This is a genomic window from Curvibacter sp. GW821-FHT09D12, assembly GCF_059416245.1.
Genome location: NZ_JBWKOU010000008.1, coordinates 68,403 through 91,997 on the forward strand (window position 1 = coordinate 68,403; position 23,595 = coordinate 91,997).

At 65.6% G+C, this 23,595-nt stretch carries 21 protein-coding genes; 7 read left to right on the forward strand and 14 right to left on the reverse strand.

The genetic code is table 11. The features are described 5' to 3' along the window. Window positions 1–359: 359 nt before the first annotated feature. Window positions 360–2,117 carry a methyl-accepting chemotaxis protein gene (locus tag AC07PT_RS14665; RefSeq protein WP_494657086.1) on the reverse strand — a complete coding sequence of 586 codons (1,758 nt, stop codon included), beginning with the start codon at window positions 2,115–2,117 and terminating at the stop codon, window positions 360–362. A gap of 1,086 nt (window positions 2,118–3,203) precedes the next feature. Further along, window positions 3,204–3,692: a hypothetical protein gene (locus AC07PT_RS14670; protein WP_494657087.1), complete on the reverse strand. Its 489-nt coding sequence runs from the start codon at window positions 3,690–3,692 to the stop codon at window positions 3,204–3,206. Between the two features lie 296 nt (window positions 3,693–3,988). On the opposite strand from AC07PT_RS14670, the gene AC07PT_RS14675 reads away from it, so the two are divergent. Continuing rightward, window positions 3,989–5,320: a PQQ-dependent sugar dehydrogenase gene (locus tag AC07PT_RS14675; protein WP_494657088.1), complete on the forward strand. Its 1,332-nt coding sequence runs from the start codon at window positions 3,989–3,991 to the stop codon at window positions 5,318–5,320. A 51-nt stretch (window positions 5,321–5,371) separates the two neighbouring features. Here the strand turns inward: AC07PT_RS14675 and AC07PT_RS14680 are convergent, their stop codons facing one another. From AC07PT_RS14680 to bla, 3 genes are all read right to left on the reverse strand, one after another. After that, a complete protein-coding gene (locus AC07PT_RS14680) occupies window positions 5,372–5,731 on the reverse strand; it encodes a hypothetical protein (protein ID WP_492346015.1) in 360 nt (119 codons plus the stop codon). Window positions 5,732–5,880: 149 nt separating this feature from the next. Next, the gene (locus tag AC07PT_RS14685; RefSeq protein WP_494657089.1) at window positions 5,881–6,264 is read right to left on the reverse strand and encodes a DUF3761 domain-containing protein; all 384 of its coding nucleotides are present in this window, start codon (window positions 6,262–6,264) and stop codon (window positions 5,881–5,883) included. A 237-nt stretch (window positions 6,265–6,501) separates the two neighbouring features. After that, window positions 6,502–7,392: a class A beta-lactamase gene (gene bla, locus AC07PT_RS14690; RefSeq protein WP_494657090.1), complete on the reverse strand. Its 891-nt coding sequence runs from the start codon at window positions 7,390–7,392 to the stop codon at window positions 6,502–6,504. A gap of 104 nt (window positions 7,393–7,496) precedes the next feature. Between bla and AC07PT_RS14695 the strand changes: the two genes are divergently transcribed. The 3 genes from AC07PT_RS14695 to AC07PT_RS14705 all read left to right on the forward strand — a co-directional run bounded on the left by AC07PT_RS14695 (window position 7,497) and on the right by AC07PT_RS14705 (window position 10,228). Next, entirely contained in the window at window positions 7,497–8,369 is an 873-nt protein-coding gene (locus AC07PT_RS14695; RefSeq protein ID WP_494657091.1) for a LysR substrate-binding domain-containing protein, read from the forward strand. A gap of 92 nt (window positions 8,370–8,461) precedes the next feature. Further along, window positions 8,462–10,036 (forward strand): FAD-binding domain-containing protein, encoded by a 1,575-nt coding sequence (locus tag AC07PT_RS14700; RefSeq protein ID WP_494657092.1) that lies wholly within the window; start codon window positions 8,462–8,464, stop codon window positions 10,034–10,036. Between the two features lie 9 nt (window positions 10,037–10,045). Next, window positions 10,046–10,228, forward strand: a complete 183-nt coding sequence (locus AC07PT_RS14705) for a DUF2256 domain-containing protein (RefSeq protein ID WP_492346020.1) — start codon at window positions 10,046–10,048, stop codon at window positions 10,226–10,228. Between the two features lie 18 nt (window positions 10,229–10,246). Here AC07PT_RS14705 and AC07PT_RS14710 read toward each other — a convergent pair whose 3' ends face one another. After that, window positions 10,247–11,305 (reverse strand): MBL fold metallo-hydrolase, encoded by a 1,059-nt coding sequence (locus AC07PT_RS14710; protein WP_494657093.1) that lies wholly within the window; start codon window positions 11,303–11,305, stop codon window positions 10,247–10,249. Then, window positions 11,302–11,946: a class I SAM-dependent methyltransferase gene (locus AC07PT_RS14715; RefSeq protein ID WP_494657094.1), complete on the reverse strand. Its 645-nt coding sequence runs from the start codon at window positions 11,944–11,946 to the stop codon at window positions 11,302–11,304. The genes AC07PT_RS14710 and AC07PT_RS14715 overlap by 4 nt, the downstream gene beginning before the upstream one ends. A 193-nt stretch (window positions 11,947–12,139) precedes the next feature. On the opposite strand from AC07PT_RS14715, the gene AC07PT_RS14720 reads away from it, so the two are divergent. Next, window positions 12,140–12,511: a winged helix-turn-helix transcriptional regulator gene (locus tag AC07PT_RS14720; protein ID WP_492346023.1), complete on the forward strand. Its 372-nt coding sequence runs from the start codon at window positions 12,140–12,142 to the stop codon at window positions 12,509–12,511. A gap of 13 nt (window positions 12,512–12,524) precedes the next feature. Here AC07PT_RS14720 and AC07PT_RS14725 read toward each other — a convergent pair whose 3' ends face one another. The 7 genes from AC07PT_RS14725 to AC07PT_RS14755 form a co-directional block, all read right to left on the reverse strand. Further along, the gene (locus AC07PT_RS14725; RefSeq protein ID WP_494657095.1) at window positions 12,525–14,000 is read right to left on the reverse strand and encodes a hypothetical protein; all 1,476 of its coding nucleotides are present in this window, start codon (window positions 13,998–14,000) and stop codon (window positions 12,525–12,527) included. Between the two features lie 12 nt (window positions 14,001–14,012). Continuing rightward, entirely contained in the window at window positions 14,013–16,295 is a 2,283-nt protein-coding gene (locus AC07PT_RS14730; RefSeq protein WP_494657096.1) for a TonB-dependent receptor plug domain-containing protein, read from the reverse strand. Beyond that, window positions 16,292–17,560, reverse strand: a complete 1,269-nt coding sequence (locus tag AC07PT_RS14735; RefSeq protein ID WP_494657097.1) for an MbnH family di-heme enzyme — start codon at window positions 17,558–17,560, stop codon at window positions 16,292–16,294. Before AC07PT_RS14735 ends, AC07PT_RS14730 begins: the two co-directional genes overlap by 4 nt. A 3-nt stretch (window positions 17,561–17,563) precedes the next feature. Continuing rightward, window positions 17,564–18,508: an MbnP family copper-binding protein gene (locus AC07PT_RS14740; RefSeq protein ID WP_492346027.1), complete on the reverse strand. Its 945-nt coding sequence runs from the start codon at window positions 18,506–18,508 to the stop codon at window positions 17,564–17,566. A gap of 284 nt (window positions 18,509–18,792) precedes the next feature. Beyond that, window positions 18,793–19,188 (reverse strand): DUF2946 domain-containing protein, encoded by a 396-nt coding sequence (locus AC07PT_RS14745; RefSeq protein WP_494657098.1) that lies wholly within the window; start codon window positions 19,186–19,188, stop codon window positions 18,793–18,795. 132 nt (window positions 19,189–19,320) lie between these two features. Then, on the reverse strand, window positions 19,321–20,634 hold the full coding sequence (locus AC07PT_RS14750; RefSeq protein ID WP_494657099.1) for an NAD(P)/FAD-dependent oxidoreductase: 1,314 nt from the start codon (window positions 20,632–20,634) through the stop codon (window positions 19,321–19,323). Window positions 20,635–20,839: 205 nt separating this feature from the next. Continuing rightward, window positions 20,840–21,910: an asparaginase gene (locus AC07PT_RS14755; protein WP_492346169.1), complete on the reverse strand. Its 1,071-nt coding sequence runs from the start codon at window positions 21,908–21,910 to the stop codon at window positions 20,840–20,842. 199 nt (window positions 21,911–22,109) lie between these two features. On the opposite strand from AC07PT_RS14755, the gene AC07PT_RS14760 reads away from it, so the two are divergent. Beyond that, the gene (locus AC07PT_RS14760; protein ID WP_492346030.1) at window positions 22,110–23,057 is read left to right on the forward strand and encodes a LysR family transcriptional regulator; all 948 of its coding nucleotides are present in this window, start codon (window positions 22,110–22,112) and stop codon (window positions 23,055–23,057) included. Window positions 23,058–23,131: 74 nt separating this feature from the next. Next, window positions 23,132–23,593 (forward strand): cupin domain-containing protein, encoded by a 462-nt coding sequence (locus AC07PT_RS14765; RefSeq protein ID WP_492346031.1) that lies wholly within the window; start codon window positions 23,132–23,134, stop codon window positions 23,591–23,593. The last annotated feature ends 2 nt before the right edge of the window (window positions 23,594–23,595 follow it).

The following is a 23,595-nucleotide window of genomic DNA, read 5'->3' on the forward strand; positions in this document are numbered from 1 at the left end:
TGCAACGCCCGATTGGCGTTCACACTCGGACGCCTGAAGACATCCACGACATTGACTCATTGATTGGCTTGATGGCGCAGTGCCGTGAGGCTGATGCGCTGTCTCTGACCAAAGCCACATTTTGGCGCGCGTTCTGTTCCAGCGACTTGGTTGCCTCGCCCACTTGGGCAATCCCTGGGGTCTGTTCACGGCTGGCAACCCAGATCTGGGCCATGAGGTCGGTGAGGCTCCGATTCTCCCGAACCACATCGTTCATGGTCTGCCCAGCCTGGTTGACCAAGGCGGTGCCCGCTTCAACGCACCCACGCCCTCGTTTGATGGCCAGCGTCGACGCCAGCCCTCCGCCTTCACATCAGGTGTCAAAAGGTTTCCCAGGCGTCATCGGTACCCGTGCGCCCGGCCGTCGGGACTGACCGGCCCAAGGCCGATGGTGAACCTGCCTTGGTGAGCAGAATGCCCCCCTGGGGACCCAAGCTGGGCCGTATCGGGTTACCTGCCACCACGCTCAAATTCCGGGCATGGACCTGCGGCTGATTGCTGGCGTTGCTGCGCTTCACTGGCAATTGGCTATTGGCCAGCTTGAACACCGACACTGCCGCCACCAGTTCACGCGCCTGCTGGTCCAAACTTTGCGCAGCCGCCGCACTCTCCTCCACCAGCGCGGCATTTTGCTGGGTCGTCTGGTCCAACTGGTTCACCGCCTGGCCAATCTGGCTGACTCCGGTGTTCTGCTCCGTACTGGCTGAACTGATCTCACCCACCACTTCACTCACCCGCTTGATCGACAGCACCACATCCTCCATTGTCCGACCCGCCTCGTCCACCAACAGCGTGCCTTGTTCCACCTGGACCACGCTGGCACCGATCAACGACTTGATCTCCTTGGCCGCGTCCGCCGAACGGCCCGCCAGGCTGCGCACCTCGCTGGCCACCACCGCAAATCCCCTGCCCTGCTCGCCCGCACGCGCTGCTTCCACTGCCGCGTTCAATGCAAGGATGTTGGTTTGAAATGCAATCCCGTCGATCACACCAATGATCTCCGCGATCCGCTTGGAGCTTTCGTCAATGCCCTTCATGGTGTGCACGACTTGCTTGACCGCCTCGCCCCCCTTGAAGGCCACCTGCGAGGCGCTTGCTGCCAACTGATTGGCCAACCTGGCGTTGTCGGCGTTGGTACTCACCGTGGTGCCGAACTGATCCATCGTCGCTGCCGTCTGCTGCAGCGCACTGGCCTGCTCTTCGGTGCGCTGGCTCAGGTCGGTGTTACCCATCGAGATCTGCGTGGAGGCCGTGGCCACACCTTCCGCATTCATGCGCACGTTGGAGATGACCGATGCCAGGTTTTGCTGCATGGACTGCATGGCTGCCATGATGCTGCCCGTGTCACCGGGCTTCACATCGATAGCTGTCGTGAGGTCGCCGCCAGCCACCTTCTGGGCCACACCCACCGCGGCATCGGGCTCACCGCCGAGTTGCTTCGTCAGGCTGCGCGTGATCACCAGGCCCAGGCCCACACCGATGGCCAGTGAGGCAACCGTCAACACGATCAACAGGGTGCTGGTGTCATGGTAGGCGATCAGATTGGCTTCAACAGACTTTTTGGCGTTTCCTTCCTTCAAAACCACAAGCTCTTGCATGGCTTGATCCAGTTCGTTGACCTTGACGCTGAATGGGCCAAACAGGTAGGCGCTGGATTCATGCGAACTTCCTATTCCTTCGCGTTTTGCGATGGACACAATTCGACTGACTTCTTCCTGGTAGCCCGGCATCAACTCATTCAGCTTCTTTAGAAGCTCAACCCCCCGTGCCGAATACACCATGGAGTCGACATCACGCAGGTTGGACTTCAGTAACTCAATATTTTTATCAATGGTTTCGAATGATTTCAACCGACGCTCTTCGCTAGGGGCAAGCATAACGTTACGCACGGCACGCCCCACATACAGCATATTGATGGTGCATTGTTTCAACAGCGATATCCCTCTCAACTCTTTTTCATAGAGCATTTGATCACGCTCATTGATTTGAGACATGCCCCAGATACCAACGCTGCTGACAGCGAAACCAATCACTCCAACCAAGACAAATGAACCGATAAGTCTATGCGCCAACTTCATATTTATATCCCTACGAAAATTTCAGACAACAGCCCGCGCTGTTAAAAAACAAACGGAATCAAGCAGCCTGTCAGACTCAAGAAGCACCAATTGTTTTGCAGCCCCGAGAACAGCATTTGACGCAGATCAAACCTCAATAATCCCCTTCAAAAAACAAGAGAAAACCAATAAATGATGAACAGCACCGTTCTTCGAATGACTCCCAATTCTAAAATACATAATCTACGAACGGCAAATTCAGACAAGCAGAGCAACACAAGACAATGATTCCATTGTCTTTCTGATAGAAAAACGACAGAGAATTCCCATTCAGATTTCGAAATGATTAATGCCAACAGACTCATTTCACGGCCATGACTCCGGCGCAGCACTTTCAACAAGGCTGAATGCTTATTCAGTTGAAGCAACTTTCTCCAATTGGCAACATACTCAAATCATGATTGGTATCTAATACTCTCGATCGGTTCCATTTTCAAAATGACAATGGCAGCCATGGGCTATTGCTTGACCAGCAATCAACTGCGAGAGAGTGAATGTTCTCAGAGTACACATACCCTGCGCTGACATACCTGGGAACCTTGTCCATATTTTTCGTGTTGGCGTTGCTGATTCGCTCTATTTTTAGAATTTACTCAATCCTCAATAAGATGAGCGTTGAAAATAAAAATCGTTCACGGGCTATCCTCACAAACAGTGCAGCAGGTTTGATCAATGAGTTCGGCCTAAAAACAAGCTTGGCAAACAAGCGAAAACCTGCAGATCGAGGGGACCCCTCCATTTGCGTTGTCTGCCTGCAGTGCGGTGATGCCTCACTCCAATCCCGTAACGCTTGTTGCGGGTCCGATGAAGACGGCTGCCGCCAAGGGCGAGATAAACGTGTTCAGACACGGCCCTCAAGCGTGGAAAGCCGGCAGCCTGAAACTGTGCGAACTCATTCTTCTCACTTGCAGTGACTCGTCGGTTGCCACTGACCTCGGAAACAAGCAGCTATCGGGGCTGGGAGCGCCATTGACCAGCCATCATGATTCGGTGCACGTGAAATGCTCGAAGGGGGCCGCAATCTGAGCAGCCCCCGACCACAATCGATCAAATGGTGCTCGACTGAAACCTGCCAAGGTGCTGATGGTCGCATTGAGCCAATGCCTGCAAGGTTTGCAGCTGCCAGCCGACCTCCGGCTCGAAGGCCTCTCGTTCAGCCACCGCGGCGTAGCCACCCGAGCCGTAGACGGCAGCGTAGGCACAGTACTGGGCCGCCTCGATGGCCTTGCCTGCCACGGCCTTGGCCACACCGTAACTGGCCGACACGGCCGCATGGCCACAGCCATCCAGCGACCGCGATCCCCGGTGTCGATTCGCCAGGGTGGCGGCCTGGTCGGCGGCGGTCTGCAGCGCTGCCTCATCCGCTTGGCCATCGACATACCGGGCCAGGACCTGGAGGCAGGCGATGACCTCGGGTTCCTCCAGCAGGTGTTCGACCCGGCGGGCGCAGGCCAGGCAGAAGGCCAGTGCCAAGGGTCTGTTTTCGGGAGCGTCCAGCCGCAGCTGGCTGGCAAGACAAGTCAATGTTTCGTTCATCGAGGGTCTCCGACAGGCCGTTGTAGAGCCGACCCCACTTTACCCGCCCGGCGCCACCGCGCACAGAACATGCCGAGTGCCACGGCAATCCCTGGGCGGCCAGCCCCGCGAAACTTGACAAACGCCGGGGCCGACAAAGTGCTTGGCTTGCTCAAGCTCGCATGCGGCTAGGTGGCCAACGCCAAGCCCGCGCCAAAGCCAGAGGCTGCTCAACAGCCTGACTGCGGCGCCTGCACAGACAATGGAAGCCTGCTGGTCGGCGGGGGCCGTCAGCCCTTGCCCCTCTGGAGACCGTCATGAAACACATGCGCCTTGCCCTGATCACCACGAGCAGCTTGCTGCTGACCGCCTGCGGTGACACCGCCTTGCTCACGGTGGCTGAAGGAACCGGGCCACATCCACGCTGGGTAGCGCCCCACACCACGCTGATCCCGACCGTGAACATCGCGCCCGCCCGAGGCTGGCCTGCGGGCAAGACGCCAACGCCGGCCGAGGGCACGCGCGTGGCGGCTTTTGCGGATGGCCTGGACCACCCCCGCTGGCTGCTGGTTCTGCCCAACGGTGATGTGCTGGTGGCCGAAACCAACGCACCGCAACGGCCCGATGACAGCCGTGGCCTCAAAGGGATCGCGGCCCGCCTGGTGATGAAGCGGGCCGGGGCCGCAGCGCCCAGCGCCAATCGCATCACCCTGCTTCGCGACAGCCAGGGCAAAGGCGTGGCCGACGAGCGCCATGCCTTGTTGACGGGCCTCAACTCGCCCTTCGGGATGGTGCTGCTGGGCCAGCACCTTTATGTGGCCAACACCGACGCTGTTCTGCGCTTTCCGTACACGCCCGGGGACACCCAGATCAGCGCCCCAGGCGAGGTGGTGGCCAGACTGCCCGCGGGCCCCGTCAACCACCATTGGACCAAGAACCTGCTGGCCAGCGCCGATGGCCGCAAGCTCTACGTGACCGTGGGCTCCAACAGCAATGTGGCCGAGCTGGGCATGGACGCAGAAGCTGAGCGTGCCGCGATCTGGGAACTGGACCTGGCCAGCGGCACGCACCGCGTCTTCGCCAGCGGCCTGCGCAACCCCAATGGCATGGCATGGGCCAGCGATGGCGGGTTGTGGACCGTGGTCAATGAGCGCGACGAGATCGGCAGCGACCTGGTGCCCGACTACCTGAGCTCGGTGCAGGACGGCGGCTTTTACGGCTGGCCCTACAGCTACTTTGGGCCCCACCTGGACGAGCGCGTGCAGCCTCAGAACCCTGAGCGGGTAGCCAGCGCCCTGGTGCCGGACTACGCGCTGGGGCCGCACACCGCCTCGTTGGGACTTGTATCGGCCCAGGGCAATCGCCTGCCAGGCCGGTTTGCTCAGGGCATGTTCGTCGGGCAGCACGGCTCATGGAATCGACGTCCGCACAGCGGCTACCAGGTGATCTTTGTGCCGTTCGAAGGCCCCCACCCCTCGGGCGCAGCGCCGCTGGAGGTGCTGACCGGATTTCTCGATGGCGAGGGCGGCGCTTATGGGCGCCCGGTGGGCGTGGCCATCGACCGCCAAGGTGGGCTGCTGGTCGCCGACGACGTGGGCAACGTCGTCTGGCGGGTCAGTGCGACAGAGGGCCGCGCAACAGGTCGTTGAACGGCTGCTGGTACCCGGCCGTGAGGCCCTGCCCAACCCGTGACGTCGCCATCACTGACTGTGGACACTGTGCTCCTGCACCCATTTGACAGCGATGGGCACATTTTTACGTGCCAGCTTGTCGATGCCCGCCAAGTCCTTGGAGCGTTCTGCACTGCCCTCAGGCGCGGTCTCGTAGTGGGCAATCAATTTGTTGGCCTCCGCTTCGCGATCCCTTTTGACGGCCAGTTCATGACCCACGAAACACCCGGCCGCGGCCCCCATGACCGCGTGGCCGCCAGCGACATGCCCTGCCACGGCGCCAGCCGTGGCGCCACTGATGCAGCCCAGCGCATAGGCCGGTGAAGCAGAAAACCCCAGGCCAGCCAGACAGCTGGCAACCAGGACGGCAGATCGAACAACGTACGTCATTGAATACCTCATCTCATGAATGTTGGTGGTCGCCTGAGCGGCGATCGCGGAACCTACGCCCTGAGGCGTCTGCGAGAGGCGCCATGCCAAGCGCCAAGGGCGCCGTGAACCTGGGTCGCCCCAACGCAGCTTGCGCTTGCCATCAGGCTTCAAACCTGTTTGGCGCAGGCCTTGCCGTGATCGGCGTGGTTGCCCTTGGCCTTGGCATCGGCCTCGTTCATGTACTCGCCGGATTTGGTCTTGCCATAGGACTTGCTGCCTTCGCAGTGGTACACATGCGACTTGGTGTTGACCCAAACCTGGCCACTGCCACCCCCCGGTGCGGCAGGGGCCGCAGAGGGCGATTTGGCGGGCGAATGGGCTAGCGTGGCGCTCGCTGCGGCTGCCGGTGTCGGCATGGCAACAGGGGCAGCGGCCGGCGCCGTCGCGGCGGGGGCAGCCGCAGGGGCTGCGGCTGTTGCCGTTTGTGCAAAGCCCGAAGCGGCGCAGAGCAGCCCGGCGGCGAGTGTCAAAGCGAAAACGGATGTCTTCATGGAAGTCCTTTGCGGTGATCCAGGTTGGGGCATCAAACCTTTTGAAGCCTCGCTTACACAACGTACCTAACGCGCGCGCCGATGACCCGCATCAGGCTGCACCACACCGTCAAAGCAGGCAATAAGTCACACGACACCGCCACTTGCCCACTTGTTTGGGCTTGGCGAGGTCGGCCTGGCCGCGAAAGCCGCCAGGCTTCGGGCTCGCCGCCACCGCCCACGGCCTCCACGGGGGGCTCAACTGCGTCGCCATCCATGAACCCGGCGGGCCACCTGCGCAATCACCGCCTCCCGCGCTTCCAGCTTGGCCTTGGATTCCGTCAGGAACACGGCCACCACGATGGGCCCCCCCTCTTGCGGCCAATAGACACCCACATCGTTGGTGCTGCCATGTGCCCCCGTGCCGGTCTTGCTGCCCACGCGCCATGCCTCAGGCAGGCCTGCAGCCAGTCGTTTGGCATTGGTCCGGGTGTCTTGCAACCATTGCGCCAGTTGTTGCCGGCTGCCGTTCGACAAGGCGGGGCCCAGCACTGCCTGCCTGAGCAAGTTCACCATGGCCCGGGGGCTGCTGGTATCGCGCGCATCACCGGGGGTGGATTCATTGAGCTCGGGCTCCCAGCGGTCCAGCCGGGTGACCGGATCACCCAGTTGCTGGGCAAACCGGGTCAAGCCCTCGGGCCCGCCGAGCGAGCGCAGCAGCAGGTTTGCCGCTGCGTTGTCACTGACGGTGATGGCGGCATGACACAGCTCGCCCACGGTCATGCCCGAGCCATCTGCGTGTTTTTCGGTCACGGGCGACCAGGGCAGCAACGCCTCGCGGCCAAACGGGATTCGCCGGTCCAGGTGCTCCAGGCCCTGGTCTACCCGGCGCAGCACCTGGGCGGCGGCCAGCCACTTGAAGGTGCTGCACATGGGAAAGCGCTCGTCGAGCCGGTGACCCGTCCACAGCCCGGTTTGGGTGTCGCACACCGCCACCCCCAGGCGGCCCTGGGCCTCACGCTCCAGGGCCACCCACTGGGCCGCATTTTCTGGGGGATGGGCCATGGCTTCGGTCTGGGCACGGGCCACTGTACAAGCCAGGCTTGTCGCCGAGACAAGGGCAAACCGGTTGAAGCTTCTTCTTTGCATGGAATTCAATTGCAAGTTGGGTGATCAAGAGCCGGCATGCTAGTGAAGTCGATGGCGCAGGACAAACGATGATTTCGGGTGCGAAGCCATAGAAAATCTGGGGCATGAACCTTCCTTTGAATGCCCTGCGCGCCTTCGAGGCATCCGCGCGCCACCTGAGCTTCACACTGGCTGCGCGCGAGTTGAACGTGACCCAGTCCGCCATCAGTGCCCAGGTCAAGAACCTGGAGCAGCATCTGGGCTCGCCCTTGTTCCGCCGCCTGCCCCGTGGCCTGGTTCTGACCGATGAGGGCCAAGCCTTGCTGCCGATGCTCAGCGACTCGTTCAAACGCATGGCGGCGGTGCTGGGGCAGTTCGAGCGGGGGCGCCTGCGCGAGCCCCTGACGGTGGCGACCGTGGGCACCTATGCGGTGGGCTGGCTGATGCCTAGGCTGGAACGCTTCACGCTCGACCACCCGTTTGTCGACCTGCGCCTGCTGACCCACAACAACCAGGTCAATCTGGCCGGCGAAGGGCTGGATTTCGCCATCCGCTTCGGTGACGGCTCCTGGCACGGTACCTGGGCCGACGCATTGCAGCAGGCCCCCCTGAGCCCGGTGTGCTCGCCCGAGCTCGCTGCTCGGCTGGGCTCACCCGACGACCTTTGCCGGCACTCCCTGCTGCGCTCCTATCGCAGTGATGAATGGCCCGCGTGGTTTGAGGCTGCCGGCATCACACCGCCCGTGCTGCGCGGCCCGGTGTTCGACACCTCCCTGGCCATGGCCTCGGCCGCCGTGCAAGGCTTCGGCGTTGCCTTGCTGCCGCCTTCGATGTTCACACTCGACCTTCGCCAGGGCCGGCTTGTGCAGCCCTTCGACCTCCAGATCACCCAGGGGCGTTACTGGCTGACGCGCCTCAAATCGCGGGCCCCGAGCACGGCGATGAGCGAGTTCCGGGACTGGTTGCTCCAAGAGGTGGGCGCCGAACCCGCGCCCTGACGGGCCTCGGCCTGCAGGCCCAGCCCAGCCCGGCTTGAGGCTATTCCGGGCTCGCCCCCCTGGGCCGGCCAGGGCCCGCTAGAGTGCGGCCCATGTCTGCGCAGCCCCTGCCCTCGTCCCGTGCCCTGGTGTGGTTCAAACGCGATTTGCGGGTGGCCGACCACGCCCCCCTGGTGGCGGCACAGGCCCATGGTGATGCCGCAGGGCTGTTCATCATCGAGCCGGAATGGCTGGCCAGCCCGGAGTGCTCGCCCAGCCACGTGGCCTTCACCTTGGGCTGCCTGGCCGAACTTCGAGCCAGCCTGGCCCACCACGGGCTGCCCCTGCTGGTGCGGGTGGGATCGGCCAACGAGGTGTTGGCCAACCTGCGCCAGGGCTTGGGCTTCACCCACCTGCTGAGCCACGAAGAGACCGGCCCAGGCTGGTCGTACACACGAGACCTGGCAGTGGCCCGCTGGTGCCGCGAGCAAGGGGTGAGCTGGCAGGAGTTCAGCCAGACCGGCGTGGTGCGTGGGCTGCGCCAGCGCGCTGGCTGGGCCCAACGCTGGCAGGCCCGCATGGACGCACCTCGCCTCCAACTGACGGGCCGATTCCAGGCCGCCACCGACTTGAGTCAACCCGATTGGCCCACCCTGGCCGAACTGGGCCTGCCATCGCCGGTCCAAACGCTGCAAGCGCCCGGCGAACAGGCCGCCCTGCAAACCCTGCGCAGCTTCCTGGCCGGGCGCGGCCACGACTACCGGCGCACGATCTCCAGCCCGCTCACCGCCGAACAGGGCTGCAGCCGGCTGAGCCCGCACCTGGCCTTCGGCACGGTGTCGATGCGCACGGTGCACCAGGCCACCGAACAGGCCATCCTGCACGCGCCCGACCGCAAGATGGCCTCGGCGCTGCGCGCCTTCGGCGGCCGCCTGCGCTGGCACTGCCATTTCATGCAAAAGCTGGAGAGCGAGCCCCAGATCGAGTGGCGCAACATGGCCAGGGCGTACGACGGCTTGCGCGAAGACGACTGGAACCCGACACGCTTCGAGGCCTGGTGCCAGGGCCGCACCGGCTACCCCATGGTGGACGCCTGCATGCGATCGCTCCAGGCCACGGGTTGGCTCAATTTTCGCATGCGGGCCATGCTGGTGAGCTTTGCCAGCTACCACCTTTGGCTGCATTGGCGCGAGACCGGGCTGTTCCTGGCGCGGCAGTTCCTCGACTTCGAGCCCGGCATCCACTGGTGCCAGATGCAGATGCAGAGCGGCACCACCGGCATCAACACCCTGCGCATCTACTCGCCCGTGAAGCAGGCGCTGGACCACGACCCCGAAGGCCTGTTCATCCGCCGCTGGGTGCCTGAACTGGCTGCGGTGCCCCTGCCCTACCTGGCCCAGCCCTGGACCATGCCAGCCCCCGTGCAAGCGTTGGCCCGCTGCCACATCGGCCACGACTACCCGGCCCCAGTGGTGGACGACAAGGTGGCCGTGAAGGCCGCCAAAGACCGCCTCTATGGCCTGCGCCAGACCGAGGCCGCCCGCGCCGAGGCCGATGCCGTGCAGGCGCGGCACGGCTCCCGCCGAAGCGGGCTGCCCCCCAGCGGCAAACCCGCTGCCGGCAGGCGCCGCGCCCCCAGCGCCCCCAGCGCCCCAACCCCCGCGCCCAACCAGGGCACCCTGTTTTGAAAGGTGCCCATGTGCCCCCCCGATTTCAAAGGCAACAAAAGCCACCTGCCCAGCAAGCCCTGCGCGGTCTGCGGTCGCCCCATGAGCTGGCGCAAGGCCTGGGCCAAGAATTGGGAATCGGTGCTGTACTGCAGCGAAGCCTGCCGACGCCACAAAACGCCACCGGACCGGAGCGAGCCCGGCGGCCACTGAAGCCGGTGCAACCGGCATTCAAAGCGGGGGCATGTGCAGCGTTTGCCCGTGCTGCAACAGGCGCAACGCCGACACGGGCAGCCCGGCCCGCGCCAGGGCTGCGGGCACCTCGGCCAGCGGCGCATCCAGGGGCTCGTCACTGAGTGCAAAGGTGCCCCAATGGATGGCCACCGATTGAAGGGCCCCGACGTCCTGATGGATCTTGACGGCTTCCTCGGGGTTCACGTGCTGCGCCCTCATGAAGGCCCTCGGCTCATAGGCCCCCACGGGCAGCAGGGCCAATTCCACCGGCCCCACCCGCTCCCGGAGGGTCTTGAAGTCGTCTGAATAGCCGGTGTCACCCGCAAAGTAGACAGAACGCCCACCGGACTTCAACACCCAGCCGGCCCAATGGGTCTGGTGGCGGTCGCTGATGCCACGCGCGCTCCAATGGTGTGCCGGCACGGCCTGCGCCTGCACAGAGCCCACAGCCTGGGTTTGCCACCACGCCAGGGCCTGCACATGCTGGACGCCACGCTCCTCGAACCAGCGCTCCAAGCCGTGCGGAACCAGAAACAAGGGGCTGCCGCCGGACTGACTCGCCAGCGTCAGGACGCTGGCCTCATCCAGGTGGTCGTAGTGGTTGTGCGAAATCAGCACCAGATCGATGTGCCCCAACTCCTCCGGCCGGTAGGGCGGCGGCACACTGCGTGCAGTGCCCACCCAGCCGAAGGGCGAGGCACGGTGAGAGAAATGGGGATCGGTCAACACCCGCAAGCCGCCGATGCGAACCAGGGTGCTGGCGTGCCCCAGCCAAGTCACCGCCACCTGGTTTGGCGCCAGGGCCAGCCCTACCTCGGGATCGTGGACTACCGCGAAACGCCCACCTGGCAGGTAGCGCCCGGGCGGCGGAGGCAGGCCATGCCACCAGGAGGTCAACATCCAGGTCAGCACCTCGCCCAGGGGTTTGTCGATGACCTGCCCATCGCTGTTGCGGTAGGTCGGCGAGACACCGGCGCAGCCCGCCAGGGCCAACGTCACCAACAACAGAATCGCCCACGCTGCCCGGCGCGCGCGCCAACGCGCCTTGGCGCTCATCGGGCGCCTCCGACCGGGTGGGGCCCACCCGCGCGAGCGTGCAGCATCCAGGCGTTGACCAGACCGCCCAGCAAGGGTTGTTGGGTGATCGTGAAACCCGGCACGGCCAGATCGGCAGCCTGAACCAGCCGCGAGGGCTGGCGAGTACGGGCCCAAAGCCGCAGGACCCACGCGTCGCGCAAGCCCCTGTGCTCGGCCAGAAAACGGCGCACCGCCTCGGGATTCATCAGCACCGAGGGCTCGATCAACAACAGGGTGCCGCCGGGGCGCAGCAGGGCCAGGAGCGCACGCAGTGCGGCCGGACGATCTGATAGCACGGCCAGCAGCGAAGCCGCCGAGACCACGTCAGCCGTTGCCGCCATCGGATCACCAAGCCGCCCCACTTCGAACGCCGGATGATCACCGGACAGGGTAGTGGCCATGCGTTGGGCCAAACGCACCATGGCCGGGTCGGCATCGACCCCCTTGACGCGGTAACCCCGTCGCCAGGCGAGGCGACTCAACAACCCTGGCCCACAGCCCATGTCGAGCCATAGCTTGCCTTGGCCAGTTGGCAACAGAGCTACAGCCTCTTCATGCAAGGCCTTGTAAATGGGGGCGGCCTGCACCCGCGCGAAGAACCACGCGCTCAGGCACGACATGGGCGGCTCCCGGTATCAAGGCGATGGCGTTGCCGTTCGGAACGGAACTCGCACGGCAGCGGCGCAGGGCACGTGGTGGTGGACGGCTTGAGGCTGTCACGGTATCGGGACATTGAATATCTTTCCTGTTGACGCAGTGAAGCGATGCTAGGGTCCTAGCTATCTTTTGGGAAGTAGTTACCATTTGGAAACCATGAAACTCGCCCCACTCGCCACCCTGCGCCAAGGCCCCTGCCTTAACGCATGCCCGGTCAGCAAGACGGCCCGTCTGATCGACGGCCGCTGGACCACCTTGATCATCCGCGACCTGCTGGGTGGCACCCGGCGGTATTCAGAGTTACTGTCTTCGCTGGAGGGCATCAGCCCCAAGGTGCTGGCGGCACGCTTGCGCTTTCTGGAGCAGCAGGGGCTGATTTCCAAAAAGATCTACCCGGTGGTGCCGCCGCGCACCGAGTACAGCCTGACGCCCGTGGGTTCGGGTCTGAGCGGTGTGATTCAGGCCATGGCAAGCTTCGGCGCTACGCTTGACCAACCGACTCCGGATCAGAATCCGTCCGAGGGCTGAAGCTCCCCCCCCTTCAAGGCTTGCGCACCACCTGCTGCGACAAGGGATAGCCGCCCATGGTGCCGACCGTGCCATAGACCGCCGCAGCTGTGCCCGTCATGCAACTGGCACCCATCATCCCCAGGGCCGTGCAGTCGGCATAGGCCGTCTGCTGCAGCTGTGCAGTGGTCGGGGCAGCGCTGGGATCGTCGGTATTGACGAAGACCAGGGCATAGGCGTTGCCCACTCCACCGGCTGAAGGATTGGCGGCCGCCGGGTAGCCGTCATAGCGCGCATCGCTGGCCACGCCGGGTCGCCAGCCTTCATTGCCATGCGCCACCACGAAGGTGTTGTTGGTGGCCAGGTAGAAGGCCCCCACCATCACGCCGGTACCGGTGCTGTCGGCATAGTGCACGCCCTGGTGGCTCAAGGGCACGGTGCTCATGGGCGAATCCGTCATCGACTGGGTCAGCACCCCATTGAGCCCCGACACACTCCGCGTGGTCGAATTGAAGCTGAAGCTGCCCGTGAAGATGCTGTTGTTGGGCTGGGTCTGCGGCTCGTAGAACGTGGCGGTGATCTGGTACCGGGTGATCACCTGCAAAGGCTCGGAGGCCGGGCCGGTGCCCAGTGCATTGACCGCATTCACCACCCAGGCGTAGCCAGCGCAAGACGTGCCGCAGGCCACCTGGATCGGCGACGCACTGGCGCTGGCGCTCAGCCCCGCCGGCACCGAGCTGACCCGGTAGCCGGTGAGCGGCGAGCCCCCGCTGCCGGTGGCGCCGACGCTGATCACGACCGTGCGCGGGTCGCTACCCAGGCGGGCCTGGAGCCCGGTGGGGGCTTCAGGCACGCCCACCGAGGTGGCCGGGCTCACGGTCAGGGTCTGGGCCACCTGCGGCGCGGCGGCGTACAGGCTGTTGCCGTCCTGGTCGGCGGAGAGCGTACAAGTGCCCAGGGCCAGGCCCTGCACCAGGCCGCTGACAGCCTGCACGGTGCAGACCTGGGGCGTCAGGGTGCCGTAACGCACGGCCAGGCCCGAGCTGGCCAACGCCGTGACCGTGGCACTGCCCCCCAGCGTGAGCGCTGGGGCAATGCCGAAGCGAATGGTTTGTGCAGCCAACCCCTGGGTCTGCACCACCAGGCTTTGGGTGGTCTGGGGTGCTGGCTGGTAGTCAGCGTTGCCAGCCTGGTTGGCCGCCACCACGCAGGTCCCGGTGGTCAGGGCCGTGACCTGCCCCGCGTCCAGCACCTGGCACACGGCCGGCGTGAGGCTGCTGAAGCGGGCACTCAGGCCGGAACTGGACGTGGCGCTGACCTGGGCGCTCAGACCCAGGACCAGGGCAGGCGCCGCCCCAAACTGCAGGGTCTGCGCCTTGGCCAGGGTGGCGGGAGCCAGGCCGCCGCCACAGGCGCTGAGCAGCCCTGCCAAGCCCGAAGCAACAACCGCGGCCAGGGCACATGCCCCAGCCCTGGGCTGCCGATGCAACAAAGAGATGTTTGCGAACATGGTGAAGAGTCCTCAGAAATCAAGGCGCAGGGCCAGTTGGATCGAGCGGCCCTTGCCGGGCACGGGCACGCCCCATGCGATGCCGTTGATGGCCATCGATGAGCCCTGACCCAGGTAGGCCCCGCCCAGGGGTGCGCTGTAGAAGCGGTTGAACAGGTTGTCGACACCCAGGTCGAAACGGGCCTTCTGGAACTGGTAGCTGGCGCGCCAGTTCAGCAAGGCATACCCTGGGGTCGGCATCTCGTTGCGCACCTGCGAGACCCGGGTCTTGGCACTGACGGCCAGCCACTCCAGGCTTTGGGTCCAGGCGCCCCGCTGCTGCTCCAGTGACCAGCGCAGATTCAGCGGCATCTGGTTGTAAAGGCCGTCGCCCGTGACCCGGTTCGTGCCCTGCACCCAGTTGAGCACGGCACGGGTCTGCAGCGTGCCCAGGCGGGCACTGCGCCCCAGCACCGCCTGCCCGGACAGGTCCAGCCCCTGTAGCCGGGCCTGCTGGTTTTGGTATTGCAAGAGCACGAAGCTTTGCGTGTCGGTCTGATTGGCGGCAGCGCACTGGCCCATGGCGCAACGCTGGGCGTCGATGTAGTTCTCGATCTGCGTCAGGTAGACCGTGCCGCGCACCTGCCAGTCGGGCTGGCTGCCCGGGGCGGCACCGGGGGGCGGCACGGCCTGCCAGTCGGCCGTAGCGCTGAGGGTGTGGGCCACCTCGGGGCGCAGGTTCTGGTTGCCGATGTAGCCGTTGCCGTCGCCGGCAAAGTTGTTCATCAAGGCGGCCATGGCCTGGGTGGACCAGGGGTAGCGCTGGTACAGGCTGGGTGCGCGTGATTTGCGGGCATAACCCAGTTCGTAGGTCTGGCCGGCGACAGGCGTGTGACGCACCAGGGCGGTCAGGTCCCAGTTCAGATCGGAGCGACGGTGCCCTTGGGCATTGAAGCTGGCAGCATCGTTGCCCCACAGGCTGGCCAGGTTGTTGTTGTAACCCTGGACCGGCGCTGCGTCCGAGCTGACCGAGCTCAGGCGCAGGCCCAGCAAGCTGCTCCACTGCGGCTGCCATTGGGCCTCCCACTCGGCAAAGGCGTCGTGGCGTTGGCGCCGTCCATAGTTCAGGTTCCAGAACGCGTTCGGACCCATGGTGCCGCCCACCGGAGGCCACCAGTCATTCAGACTGTAGTGCTGGGCCTCCAGGCCCAGGCGCAGCAGGTCTTGCTGCGTCCAGTTGATGTTGGCCTTGAGCAAGGCCCCCAGGGTGCGGGCCTCGGTGCTCATCGGCATGCCGGTGCCATAACTGTCCCGATCGGCCCCCATGTCCATGCGGTGGTGGGTGCGCTGGCTGTAGGCCTGGGCCAACAACTCGCCCCATTCATATTGCCCCTGGTAACGGGCATTGAGCTGGGTGTTGCGGTTGCCCGTCATGTCCATGCGCTGGTTGGGGTAGCCCTCAAAGGGGATGTCCTGCTGGCTGGCACTGAGCTGCAACCAATGCGTGTCGTGCCGCAGCGCCAGGGCCAGGCTCTGGTTGCGCGCGCGGAAGCCGGATGAGCCCACCTCGTCGCCCGCCAGCGCGCCGCCCGAGGTGGCCGCAGCCGACTTGAACGCGGCTGCAGCGCGGTAGTTGTCTGATTGGGCGCTGGAGCCGGTATAGCTCAGGCTCAGGCCCTCATTGGCCACCACCAGCGCGGCATCGGCGCCTCGGCCACGGCCATTGCTTCGGTAGAACGAACCGACATGCCCTTCTGTCAGCAGGCCTTGACCGACCGCCGCGAACTTCGGTGCCGCCGACTCGACCTGGATGCTGCCGCCCAGGCTGTCGCCCCCCACGCTGACCGGCGTGATGCCGGCAAACACGCGCACCCGAGCCACGTTCGAGGCATCGATGTAGGACAGCGGCGAGTTCATGTGGTTGGGGCAGGCCGCCATCAGGTCCATGCCGTCCACCTGGATGCGCAGGCGTTCGTCCGCCAGGCCATGGATGACGGGCAGCGACGACACGCCGCCCGCACCATACAGGCTGAGCCCGGGCAGCCCGTCCAGCAACTCGGCGGCATCGCTGCTGCCCAGGCGGCGCGGGGTCAGGGCCGCGCCTTCAAGGCGCAGGCGCCCCGGCAGGCTGCGGCTCTCGTTGCCGGGTGCGGTGTCGGTCACGGTGACGGCGGTGAGGGTGCCCGCGACTGGCACGGGCGTCTTGCCTTCGATGTTTGAATCCCCGGTGACAGGGGTCTGAGCCATCAGCAGGCCACTGGCTGAACTGGCCAACAGGGCGATCACGCCCAAGTGGCGGGTCGGGTGTCGTTTCATGGCGTTTTCCTTGGGGTCTTGCCAGAGCCCCGGAACGGATCGGCGTGGCGCGGGTTGTGCAGGAATCGGTGGTCCGTCAAGGTCTTGAGAAAAGCCAGCAGGTCAACCTGGTCCTGGCGACTCAGGGCCCGCGGGTGGATCAGAGGGCTCTTGAGCGGGCTGGCTCGCCCGTCGCCCGCGTCAGGGTCTTGGGCCACGAAGCGCCCACCATCGGCGTACAGGGCCACCACCTCTGCCAGCGTGGCCACCGAGCCGTCATGCATGTAGGGCGCAGTGACCTCGATGTTGCGCAGCGTGGGTGCACGGTAGTGCCCCATGTCGGCCGCCTTGCCCGTGATCTCGATCAGGCCGGGGCTGGCCGCCGGGTAGGCACCGCGCCCATCCAGGTTGTACAAGCCCTTGTTGTAGAAGCTCACATCGACCTCGCGGGTGGCCACCGTCAGGAACTGGTTGCTGAAGTTCGGCTCCCGATGGCATTGGATGCACTCGGCCTGGCGGAACACCTTCAGGCCGCGCGCCTCAGGGGCGCTGAAGCGGGCTTTGCCTTGCTTCACCCGGTCGTACTTGCTGTCGAAGCTGAGCAGCGAACGCTCAAAGGCCGAGACGGCCTTGATCACATGGTCCCAGCTGATGGTCGCTTGCGGGTCTTCCGGGAAGGCCGCGGCAAAGCGCCGCGGGTAGCCAGGCACGGCCTGCAGGCGTTGCAGCACCTGCTGGACGTTGTTGTCGTTCACCCCCATTTCGACCGGTGTCTCGCCAAAGACGGGATTGGTCATCTGGCGCTCCAGCGTGATCAGCGCCGGGTTGGCCCAGGTGTAGGTGGCAATGAACGCCACATTGGCCAGCGACATCGGGCTGCGCGGATGGGCCTCCCCGGTGGAGCCCAGCCCGTGGGCACGGCCATCGGTGAAGGCCAGCCGCTGAAAGTGGCACGAGCCGCAAGACTGTGTGCCATTGCCCGACAGGCGCTTGTCATAAAACAGAAAGCGCCCCAGCTCGACCTTGGCGGGTGACATGGGGTTGTCGGCTGGCACGCGCGGCGGCGGCACATCGGCGGGCAACTGCCAACGCCAGTCAGAGGATCCCGCGGCAGCGCTGCCAAGGGACGCCGCAGGGGTGTTGGAGGCAGCGGCACCGGCAGCCCGGGGGCTGTCTTTGGAGGCGAGGGCCTGTTGGCTGGCGCACGAGGCCACCACCAACAGACCCACCCCCAGAAAGACCCCTGGCCACCGGGCACCCCAGATATCAAGCAGAGGGGTGCCCATGGATCACAAGCCCACAGCCTTGAAGGCGCCCTGGGTCTGGCCTGCGATCGCTTGCCCTGTGCCCGTACCGTCGCTGTTGAAGTTCAAGGCCAGCACGCCGAAGGGCCCCACGCACTTGGCGTCGGTGGGGCTGGACATGCAGCTGTTGGCCGCACTGAAATCGGCGCTGGCGAACAAGGTCTTCACGTCCAGCGCAATCGCCTGGGTGTTGGGGTTGAAGCTCGAAAAGGTCAGCGGCACGCGGTTCGGCGCAGTGCAGCCGCTGATGGCCACCCCATTGGCCGGATCGCCGACGCAGCCGGTGGAACCCAGGTGCAGCAAGGTGATGGGGTTGCCAGCATCAGCGCTTTGCAGCTCCACTTTGGTGAACTTGCGGCCACCGCGCCAGTTCCAGGACATGCCAGGGTTCACGTCGGAACGCAAGACCGCCGGTGTGGCCGGGTCGGTCGAATTGAGGTGATTGAGCGAGAACGGCACGCCCAAGGTCATGCTCACCCCCACGTACTGCCCGGCCGGCACCGTCCCCTGGATCAGCTTGTTCAGCGAGGCGCCCGCCGTACAACTGCCCACACCGGTCTGAGACAAGGTGATCAGGCTCACGCTGTCGGTGCCCTGGTAGTTGTTGTTGTCGGTGGTCGAGAGGGTCAGCGCCACCGTGCTGCCATCGGCCTTCAGCAATTTGACGTTCGAGATGTAAAAGCGCAGGTCCTGGATCTGGGCAGCGCTGCTCTTGCTGCCCAGCGCCGGCACAGCGGTGCCGCACTGGATCGGGGCGCTGCCGGCATAGGCCGCGAACTGCAGCTTGACTGCGCCACTTGAATCAACCGACCAGCCGTTGCCGCTGTCGCCGCCGCCGCCACAGGCACTCAGAAGTACCGACAGCGCCAGGGCACAACTGCCCGCGCCGAGAGAGGATTTGAAAAACCGGGTCGTAGAAATGCCAGCCATGAAAAGCTCCTGCATCGAATGATTGAAATGAAAAGGGTGCAATCGGTCACCAGCACCCCGTGCACCGGGCGCAGGTCTGGTGTTGCGATCAGAAATAAAAGTGAAGCGACACGGCACGGCCCACCCCAAGGGGGTGACCAGGAACGTGTTCACTCCGGGTGCACGAGGCCCCAGGGGCCCGCGGCACCCAGTGGCGCGAGAAGGTGTTGAAAAGAGGCCGGGCGTGGCTGCACGCGCTCATACCAAGCGGTACAAGACGCAACAGAGCAGCTTGAACAGCAGCCTCAGGCCAGCGGAGGCGCGCGTGGATGCGCCAGACGCAGGTCAGGGCGCAGATCGGGAACCGATGGGGTCGGCAGCCGCCACCTGGGCTGCTCGGGCGCCAGCATCGGCAGGACCAGGCTGGGTGCCGGGCCCAGGCGATCCAGCATGAGCACGCAGTAGGCGCAGTCATCGATGCTGACAGCAGCGGTATCGGACAGATCCGCCAGCGCTGCCTTGGCCAGCGATGGGCTGGCGGGCTTGCTGGCCGAACACACATCAGCCCAGAGCAGGGCCGAGGGCTGCTGCGCCGCCAGTGCCCGTGACACCGTGGGCATGAGCGAGGCCAGCACCATGGCCGCCACCATCCACCAGCTGGCAAGCCGGCGGCAGGAGACACTGCGGAAAGAGTTGCTCAAGTGGCGCATGGACAGCCGAAGATTATGCCGCCATGGGTTCACAAAAAACTGACATCAGATCAATGAAACTTCACAGAGCAAGCCGGCCACGCGCCCCGCCTCGAAGGCCACGTCGGCCCGCAGCCGGGCACGTCAACGCTGCGCCTGAGGACCGAAGCGCGAGGGGCTGAATGCCGAAAGATCCTGCTGCACCGATTGACCCGCCGCCAGTGCGGCCGCCCACTGCCCCGTGCGTGCTGAAGCGCCCAGGCCCACGTGACCATGGCCAAAGGCCAGCACCACATCGGGCGAAGCACGCGAAGGGCCGATGCAGGGCAGGCCATCGGGCAGGCTGGGGCGGTGCCCAAGCCAGCGTTGAACGACGTCGGTCTCAAGGTGGGGGCCCATGCCTTCGAACATGCTGCACAGGTGCTGGTAAAGGATGTCGGCACGGCGCCAGTCCGGGGCAGCGTGCAGCCCCGCGATTTCAACCTGGCCGGCGGCGCGCAGGCCGCCCGCCATCCAGTGGACAATGAGCTTGCCGTCGGCGGCCATCATGGGTAAACGGGGACCACGGGTGGCTTGCGCGATCTGCACGTGGTAGCCGCGCTCGGATTCCAGCGGTACCGGTGTGGCGGCCGCTGCAGCCAGCGCACCCGAACGGGCACCGGCGCAGATGACTGCCGCGTCGCACGGCAACTCACCGCGCTCTGTCACCACCGAACGCAAGTGCCCGCCCTCCAGGCGGAAGCCAGTGGCGCGGGCCTGCCACGACACGGCGCCCAGCGACTGGGCGTGGCGAGCCAGGGCGGCCACATAGCCGCCCGGATCGCGACACTGCCCCGCCTCGGGCACATGGACCGCAAAGCGGTAGCGGGGATCCAGATCGGGCTCACGCTCGCGCAGGGTGGCTTCGTCCCACTCGACCCACTGCACACCGGTGCGTGCCCTTACCCGCCAGGCCAGCGCCTCGCCCTCGAACGCTTCGCGCGAGCCATACACATGCAGCAGGCCCTGCTGCTCGATCAGTTGGGGCACACCGGCCTCGCGGGCCAAGCGCTGGTGGAGCGCCGGGGCGTCGACCAACAAGGCCCGCAGTGCGTGGGCCGCGCGCTGCACCCGGGCCTCGGTCCAGCCCGAGGCCAGGTAACGCAGCAACCAGGGCAGCGCCTGGGGCAGGTAGCGCCAACGCACCGCCAAGGGCCCCAGGGGGTCGGCCAGCCAGCCGGGCACGCGGCGCCAGGCGCCCGGCAACGCCGGTGGGATCACCGAATGCGATGACAGCCAGCCTGCGTTGCCGTAGCTGGTGGCGTGCTGGCCGCCAGCCACCTCGGGCTCGACCATCGTCACACGCAATCCCAGGCGCAGTGCCTCGATGGCGGTGGCGCAACCGACGGCGCCTGTGCCGATGATGGCCACATGGCGGCGAGCGGCGGATGGATCAGCGGTGTTCAGTGGGGTGTTCACGGGGTTGCCCTTCGATGGCGCAGTCAGTGTCATGGTGGCACCGATCTGATGCGGCTGATGCGGCCGCTCGGATGCCCTGGCCTGCAAGCAAAAAGCCCGCCCGGGCTTGTGGCCGGGGCGGGCGTCGGTTCACGTCAGGGCCTGGCGGGGGTGTCCCGCCCCGAGGCGCCTCAGGTGATCGCTGGATCGATCGGGGTTCGACGGATCAGTATTCCCAGAAGATGCGTTGCAGTTCCTTGCTGTCGTTGGTCTTGGTCAGAGCAACCATGGCCAGGATGCGGGCCTTTTGCGGGCGCAGGTCGTGCGCCACGACCCAGTCGTACTTGTCGTCGGGTTGCTCGGCGTTGCGCAGCACAAAACCGTCAGGCACACGGGCCGAGCGGATGATCTGCACGCCCTGGGCGCGCAGGCCCTGCAAAGCCGCCACGGCCTGGGCAGCCACCGAGCCATTGCCGGTGCCGGCGTGGATCAGGGCCTTGACGCCGGCCTTGCCGTAAGCGTCGATGCCGGTGGTGTTCATGTTGCCGTAGCCATAAACGATGTCCACGGCGGGCAGGGTCTTGATGTCATCGATGTTGAACTCGGACGCATTGGTGTGGCGCTTGACCGGTGCACGGAACCAGTAGTTGCGGCCTTCCACCACCATGCCCAGGGGTCCCCATTGGCTCTTGAAGGCCTCGGTCTTGATGTTGATGGTCTTGCTGACGTCGCGACCGCTCTGGATCTCGTCGTTCATGGTGACCAGCACGCCCTTGCCGCCGGCGTCCTTGCTGGCGGCCACGCTGACCGCGTCGTACAGGTTCAGCGTGCCGTCGGCCGACAGGGCGGTACCGGGGCGCATCGAGCCCACCACCACGATGGGCTTGGCAGTGTGCACGACCAGGTTCAGGAAGTAGGCGGTTTCTTCGAGCGTGTCGGTGCCATGGGTGATGACGATGCCGTCCACATCGGCCTGCTTGCTCAGGGCCGAGACCCGGCGCGCCAGGGTCAGCAGGTGCTCGTTGGTGAAGCTCTCGGAAGCGATCTGGAAGACCTGCTCGCCGGTGACCTGCGCCACGTTGGCCAGTTCGGGCAGGCCCGCCAGCAGCTTGTCGACCGGCACCTTGGCCGCGGCGTAGGTGGCGCTGTTGGCGGCCGAGGCGCCAGCACCAGCGATGGTGCCGCCGGTGGCCAGCACCACCACGTGCGGCTTGGCCGCCTGGGCCAGTGCGGCGGCAGACAGGGCGCTCAGCGCGACGGCGGCCAGCCATTGTTTCAGCGATTGACGGGTGGACATCAGCATGAAGGAAAACTCCTGAATTCGGGTCTTGAGGGGGAGCACGCAGCCCTCGGGTGGGGCCTTGAACTCATCCCGCAGGGTCGCCGCGGGATGGCTGATGCTAGGGGCGCCACCAGGCCGCCAATGCGGAATAATCGACCGCAGGGTGTGAAATCCGCTCATATCCGCATTAACCCTGATTCATCGCTGGGCCCCCATGAACCTGAGGCAACTCGAAGTCTTCCAGGCCGTGCTGCAGACCGGCAGCATGAGCGCCGCCGCACGCCTGCTGTGCGTCACGCCCTCGGCCGTCAGCAAGGCGGTGGCCCACACCGAGCTGCAACTGGGTTATGCCCTGTTCACGCGCAGCCCGGCAGGGCTGACGCCCACCCCCGAGGCCCAGGTGCTGGCCGCCGAATCGGCCGGCATCCACCGCCAACTGGAGGGCCTGCGCCAGACTGCGCGCAACCTGGCCCGCGGCGAGGGTGGGCAGATCCGCCTGGCGGCCATTCCCTCGATCAGCCACAACTTTCTGCCCAGCCTGCTGCAGGCCCATGCAGGCCGGCACCCCCAGGTGGGCATAGAGGTGCGCACCCTGAACCAGGATCAGATGGCGCCGGCATTGCTGACGCACAGCGTGGATTTCTGCCTGGGCTTCTACCCGCACCCGCACCCGCAGTTGCAAAGCGATCTGCTGGTGAGCGGGCGCCTGTTCCTGGCGGTCACACGCGAGCTGTGGACCTGGTCGCTGCGCGGCAGCCCCCCGCTGGCCTACGGGCGGCTGGCCCAGGTGCCGGTGATCCGCCTGGTGGGCAACGACCCGATGCGGCAGGCGATTGACGAACTGGCTCAACGCCTGGGTGTGCCGGAGGCTGGCGGCGGCATTCAAGTGCAGACATCGCAGCTGGCACTGGAGCTGGTGCGCCGCGGCATGGGCTGGACTGTGGTGGACTTTCTGACCGCCCAGCACCTGGACCCGCGGACCATGGTGGCCATCGAATTGCACGAACTCCCGCCCATGTCGCTGTACAGCTACCACAGCCCGAATCACCCACCGGGCCAGGCCGTGCAACGCCTGCTCGCCATGCTGCCCGGATTGCTGCAGCAAACGCTGTCGGCCCCCGCGGTCGGCGCCCTGGCACCGCAGCGGGCGGGCGGTTCCTGAGGCACACTGTTTCCGCGCCCCGGGCCGCGTTGCGGCCTGGCTCGCAATCCACACCCCAACCGGAGACCTGACCCATGCGACTCAAGACTGCCGCCCCCATCGCTCTGGCCTTTGCCGCCGGCCTGCTGGCCGGGCCCTGGGCCACCGACCTGCTGCGCGATGCGCACGCCCAGGCGGTCCCCCTGGCGCCGGTCGCCATCGACATTGCTGCACTCACCGATGCTGACCTGTCCGCCACCCCCAACCCCGACTTGCGCAGCAAGACCCTGGTGGTGACCGACCAGGCCACCCTGGCCGTGCAGACCGGCAATGTGGCCAAGCACTACCACGCCAAATCGGATGAGATCCAGTACATCGTCGAGGGCACGGGCACTGCCTGGCTGGGCGACCGGCTGGTGGACATCAAGCCCGGCATGCTGTTGGTCATCCCCAAGGGCACCGCCCATGCCGGCACCGTGCCCAGCAGCGGGCGCTTCAAGGCGATCGCCATCAAGGTCCCGCCACAGGCCAACGGGGACACGGTGCTGTTGGAATGAGG

Bases quoted from the DNA above. Each gene is read 5' to 3' on its own strand.
- AC07PT_RS14755 (WP_492346169.1), bottom strand. From the start codon at position 21,910: ATGTCCACCCGTCAATCGCTGAAACAATGGCTGGCCGCCGTCGCGCTG.
- AC07PT_RS14665 (WP_494657086.1), bottom strand. From the start codon at position 2,117: ATGAAGTTGGCGCATAGACTTATCGGTTCATTTGTCTTGGTTGGAGTG.
- AC07PT_RS14730 (WP_494657096.1), bottom strand. From the start codon at position 16,295: ATGAAACGACACCCGACCCGCCACTTGGGCGTGATCGCCCTGTTGGCC.
- AC07PT_RS14695 (WP_494657091.1), top strand. From the start codon at position 7,497: ATGAACCTTCCTTTGAATGCCCTGCGCGCCTTCGAGGCATCCGCGCGC.
- AC07PT_RS14685 (WP_494657089.1), bottom strand. From the start codon at position 6,264: ATGAAGACATCCGTTTTCGCTTTGACACTCGCCGCCGGGCTGCTCTGC.
- AC07PT_RS14705 (WP_492346020.1), top strand. From the start codon at position 10,046: ATGTGCCCCCCCGATTTCAAAGGCAACAAAAGCCACCTGCCCAGCAAG.
- AC07PT_RS14675 (WP_494657088.1), top strand. From the start codon at position 3,989: ATGAAACACATGCGCCTTGCCCTGATCACCACGAGCAGCTTGCTGCTG.
- AC07PT_RS14725 (WP_494657095.1), bottom strand. From the start codon at position 14,000: ATGTTCGCAAACATCTCTTTGTTGCATCGGCAGCCCAGGGCTGGGGCA.
- AC07PT_RS14760 (WP_492346030.1), top strand. From the start codon at position 22,110: ATGAACCTGAGGCAACTCGAAGTCTTCCAGGCCGTGCTGCAGACCGGC.
- AC07PT_RS14740 (WP_492346027.1), bottom strand. From the start codon at position 18,508: ATGGCTGGCATTTCTACGACCCGGTTTTTCAAATCCTCTCTCGGCGCG.
- AC07PT_RS14670 (WP_494657087.1), bottom strand. From the start codon at position 3,692: ATGAACGAAACATTGACTTGTCTTGCCAGCCAGCTGCGGCTGGACGCT.
- AC07PT_RS14680 (WP_492346015.1), bottom strand. From the start codon at position 5,731: ATGACGTACGTTGTTCGATCTGCCGTCCTGGTTGCCAGCTGTCTGGCT.
- AC07PT_RS14710 (WP_494657093.1), bottom strand. From the start codon at position 11,305: ATGAGCGCCAAGGCGCGTTGGCGCGCGCGCCGGGCAGCGTGGGCGATT.
- AC07PT_RS14700 (WP_494657092.1), top strand. From the start codon at position 8,462: ATGTCTGCGCAGCCCCTGCCCTCGTCCCGTGCCCTGGTGTGGTTCAAA.
- AC07PT_RS14715 (WP_494657094.1), bottom strand. From the start codon at position 11,946: ATGTCGTGCCTGAGCGCGTGGTTCTTCGCGCGGGTGCAGGCCGCCCCC.
- AC07PT_RS14720 (WP_492346023.1), top strand. From the start codon at position 12,140: ATGAAACTCGCCCCACTCGCCACCCTGCGCCAAGGCCCCTGCCTTAAC.
- AC07PT_RS14735 (WP_494657097.1), bottom strand. From the start codon at position 17,560: ATGGGCACCCCTCTGCTTGATATCTGGGGTGCCCGGTGGCCAGGGGTC.
- bla (WP_494657090.1), bottom strand. From the start codon at position 7,392: ATGCAAAGAAGAAGCTTCAACCGGTTTGCCCTTGTCTCGGCGACAAGC.
- AC07PT_RS14765 (WP_492346031.1), top strand. From the start codon at position 23,132: ATGCGACTCAAGACTGCCGCCCCCATCGCTCTGGCCTTTGCCGCCGGC.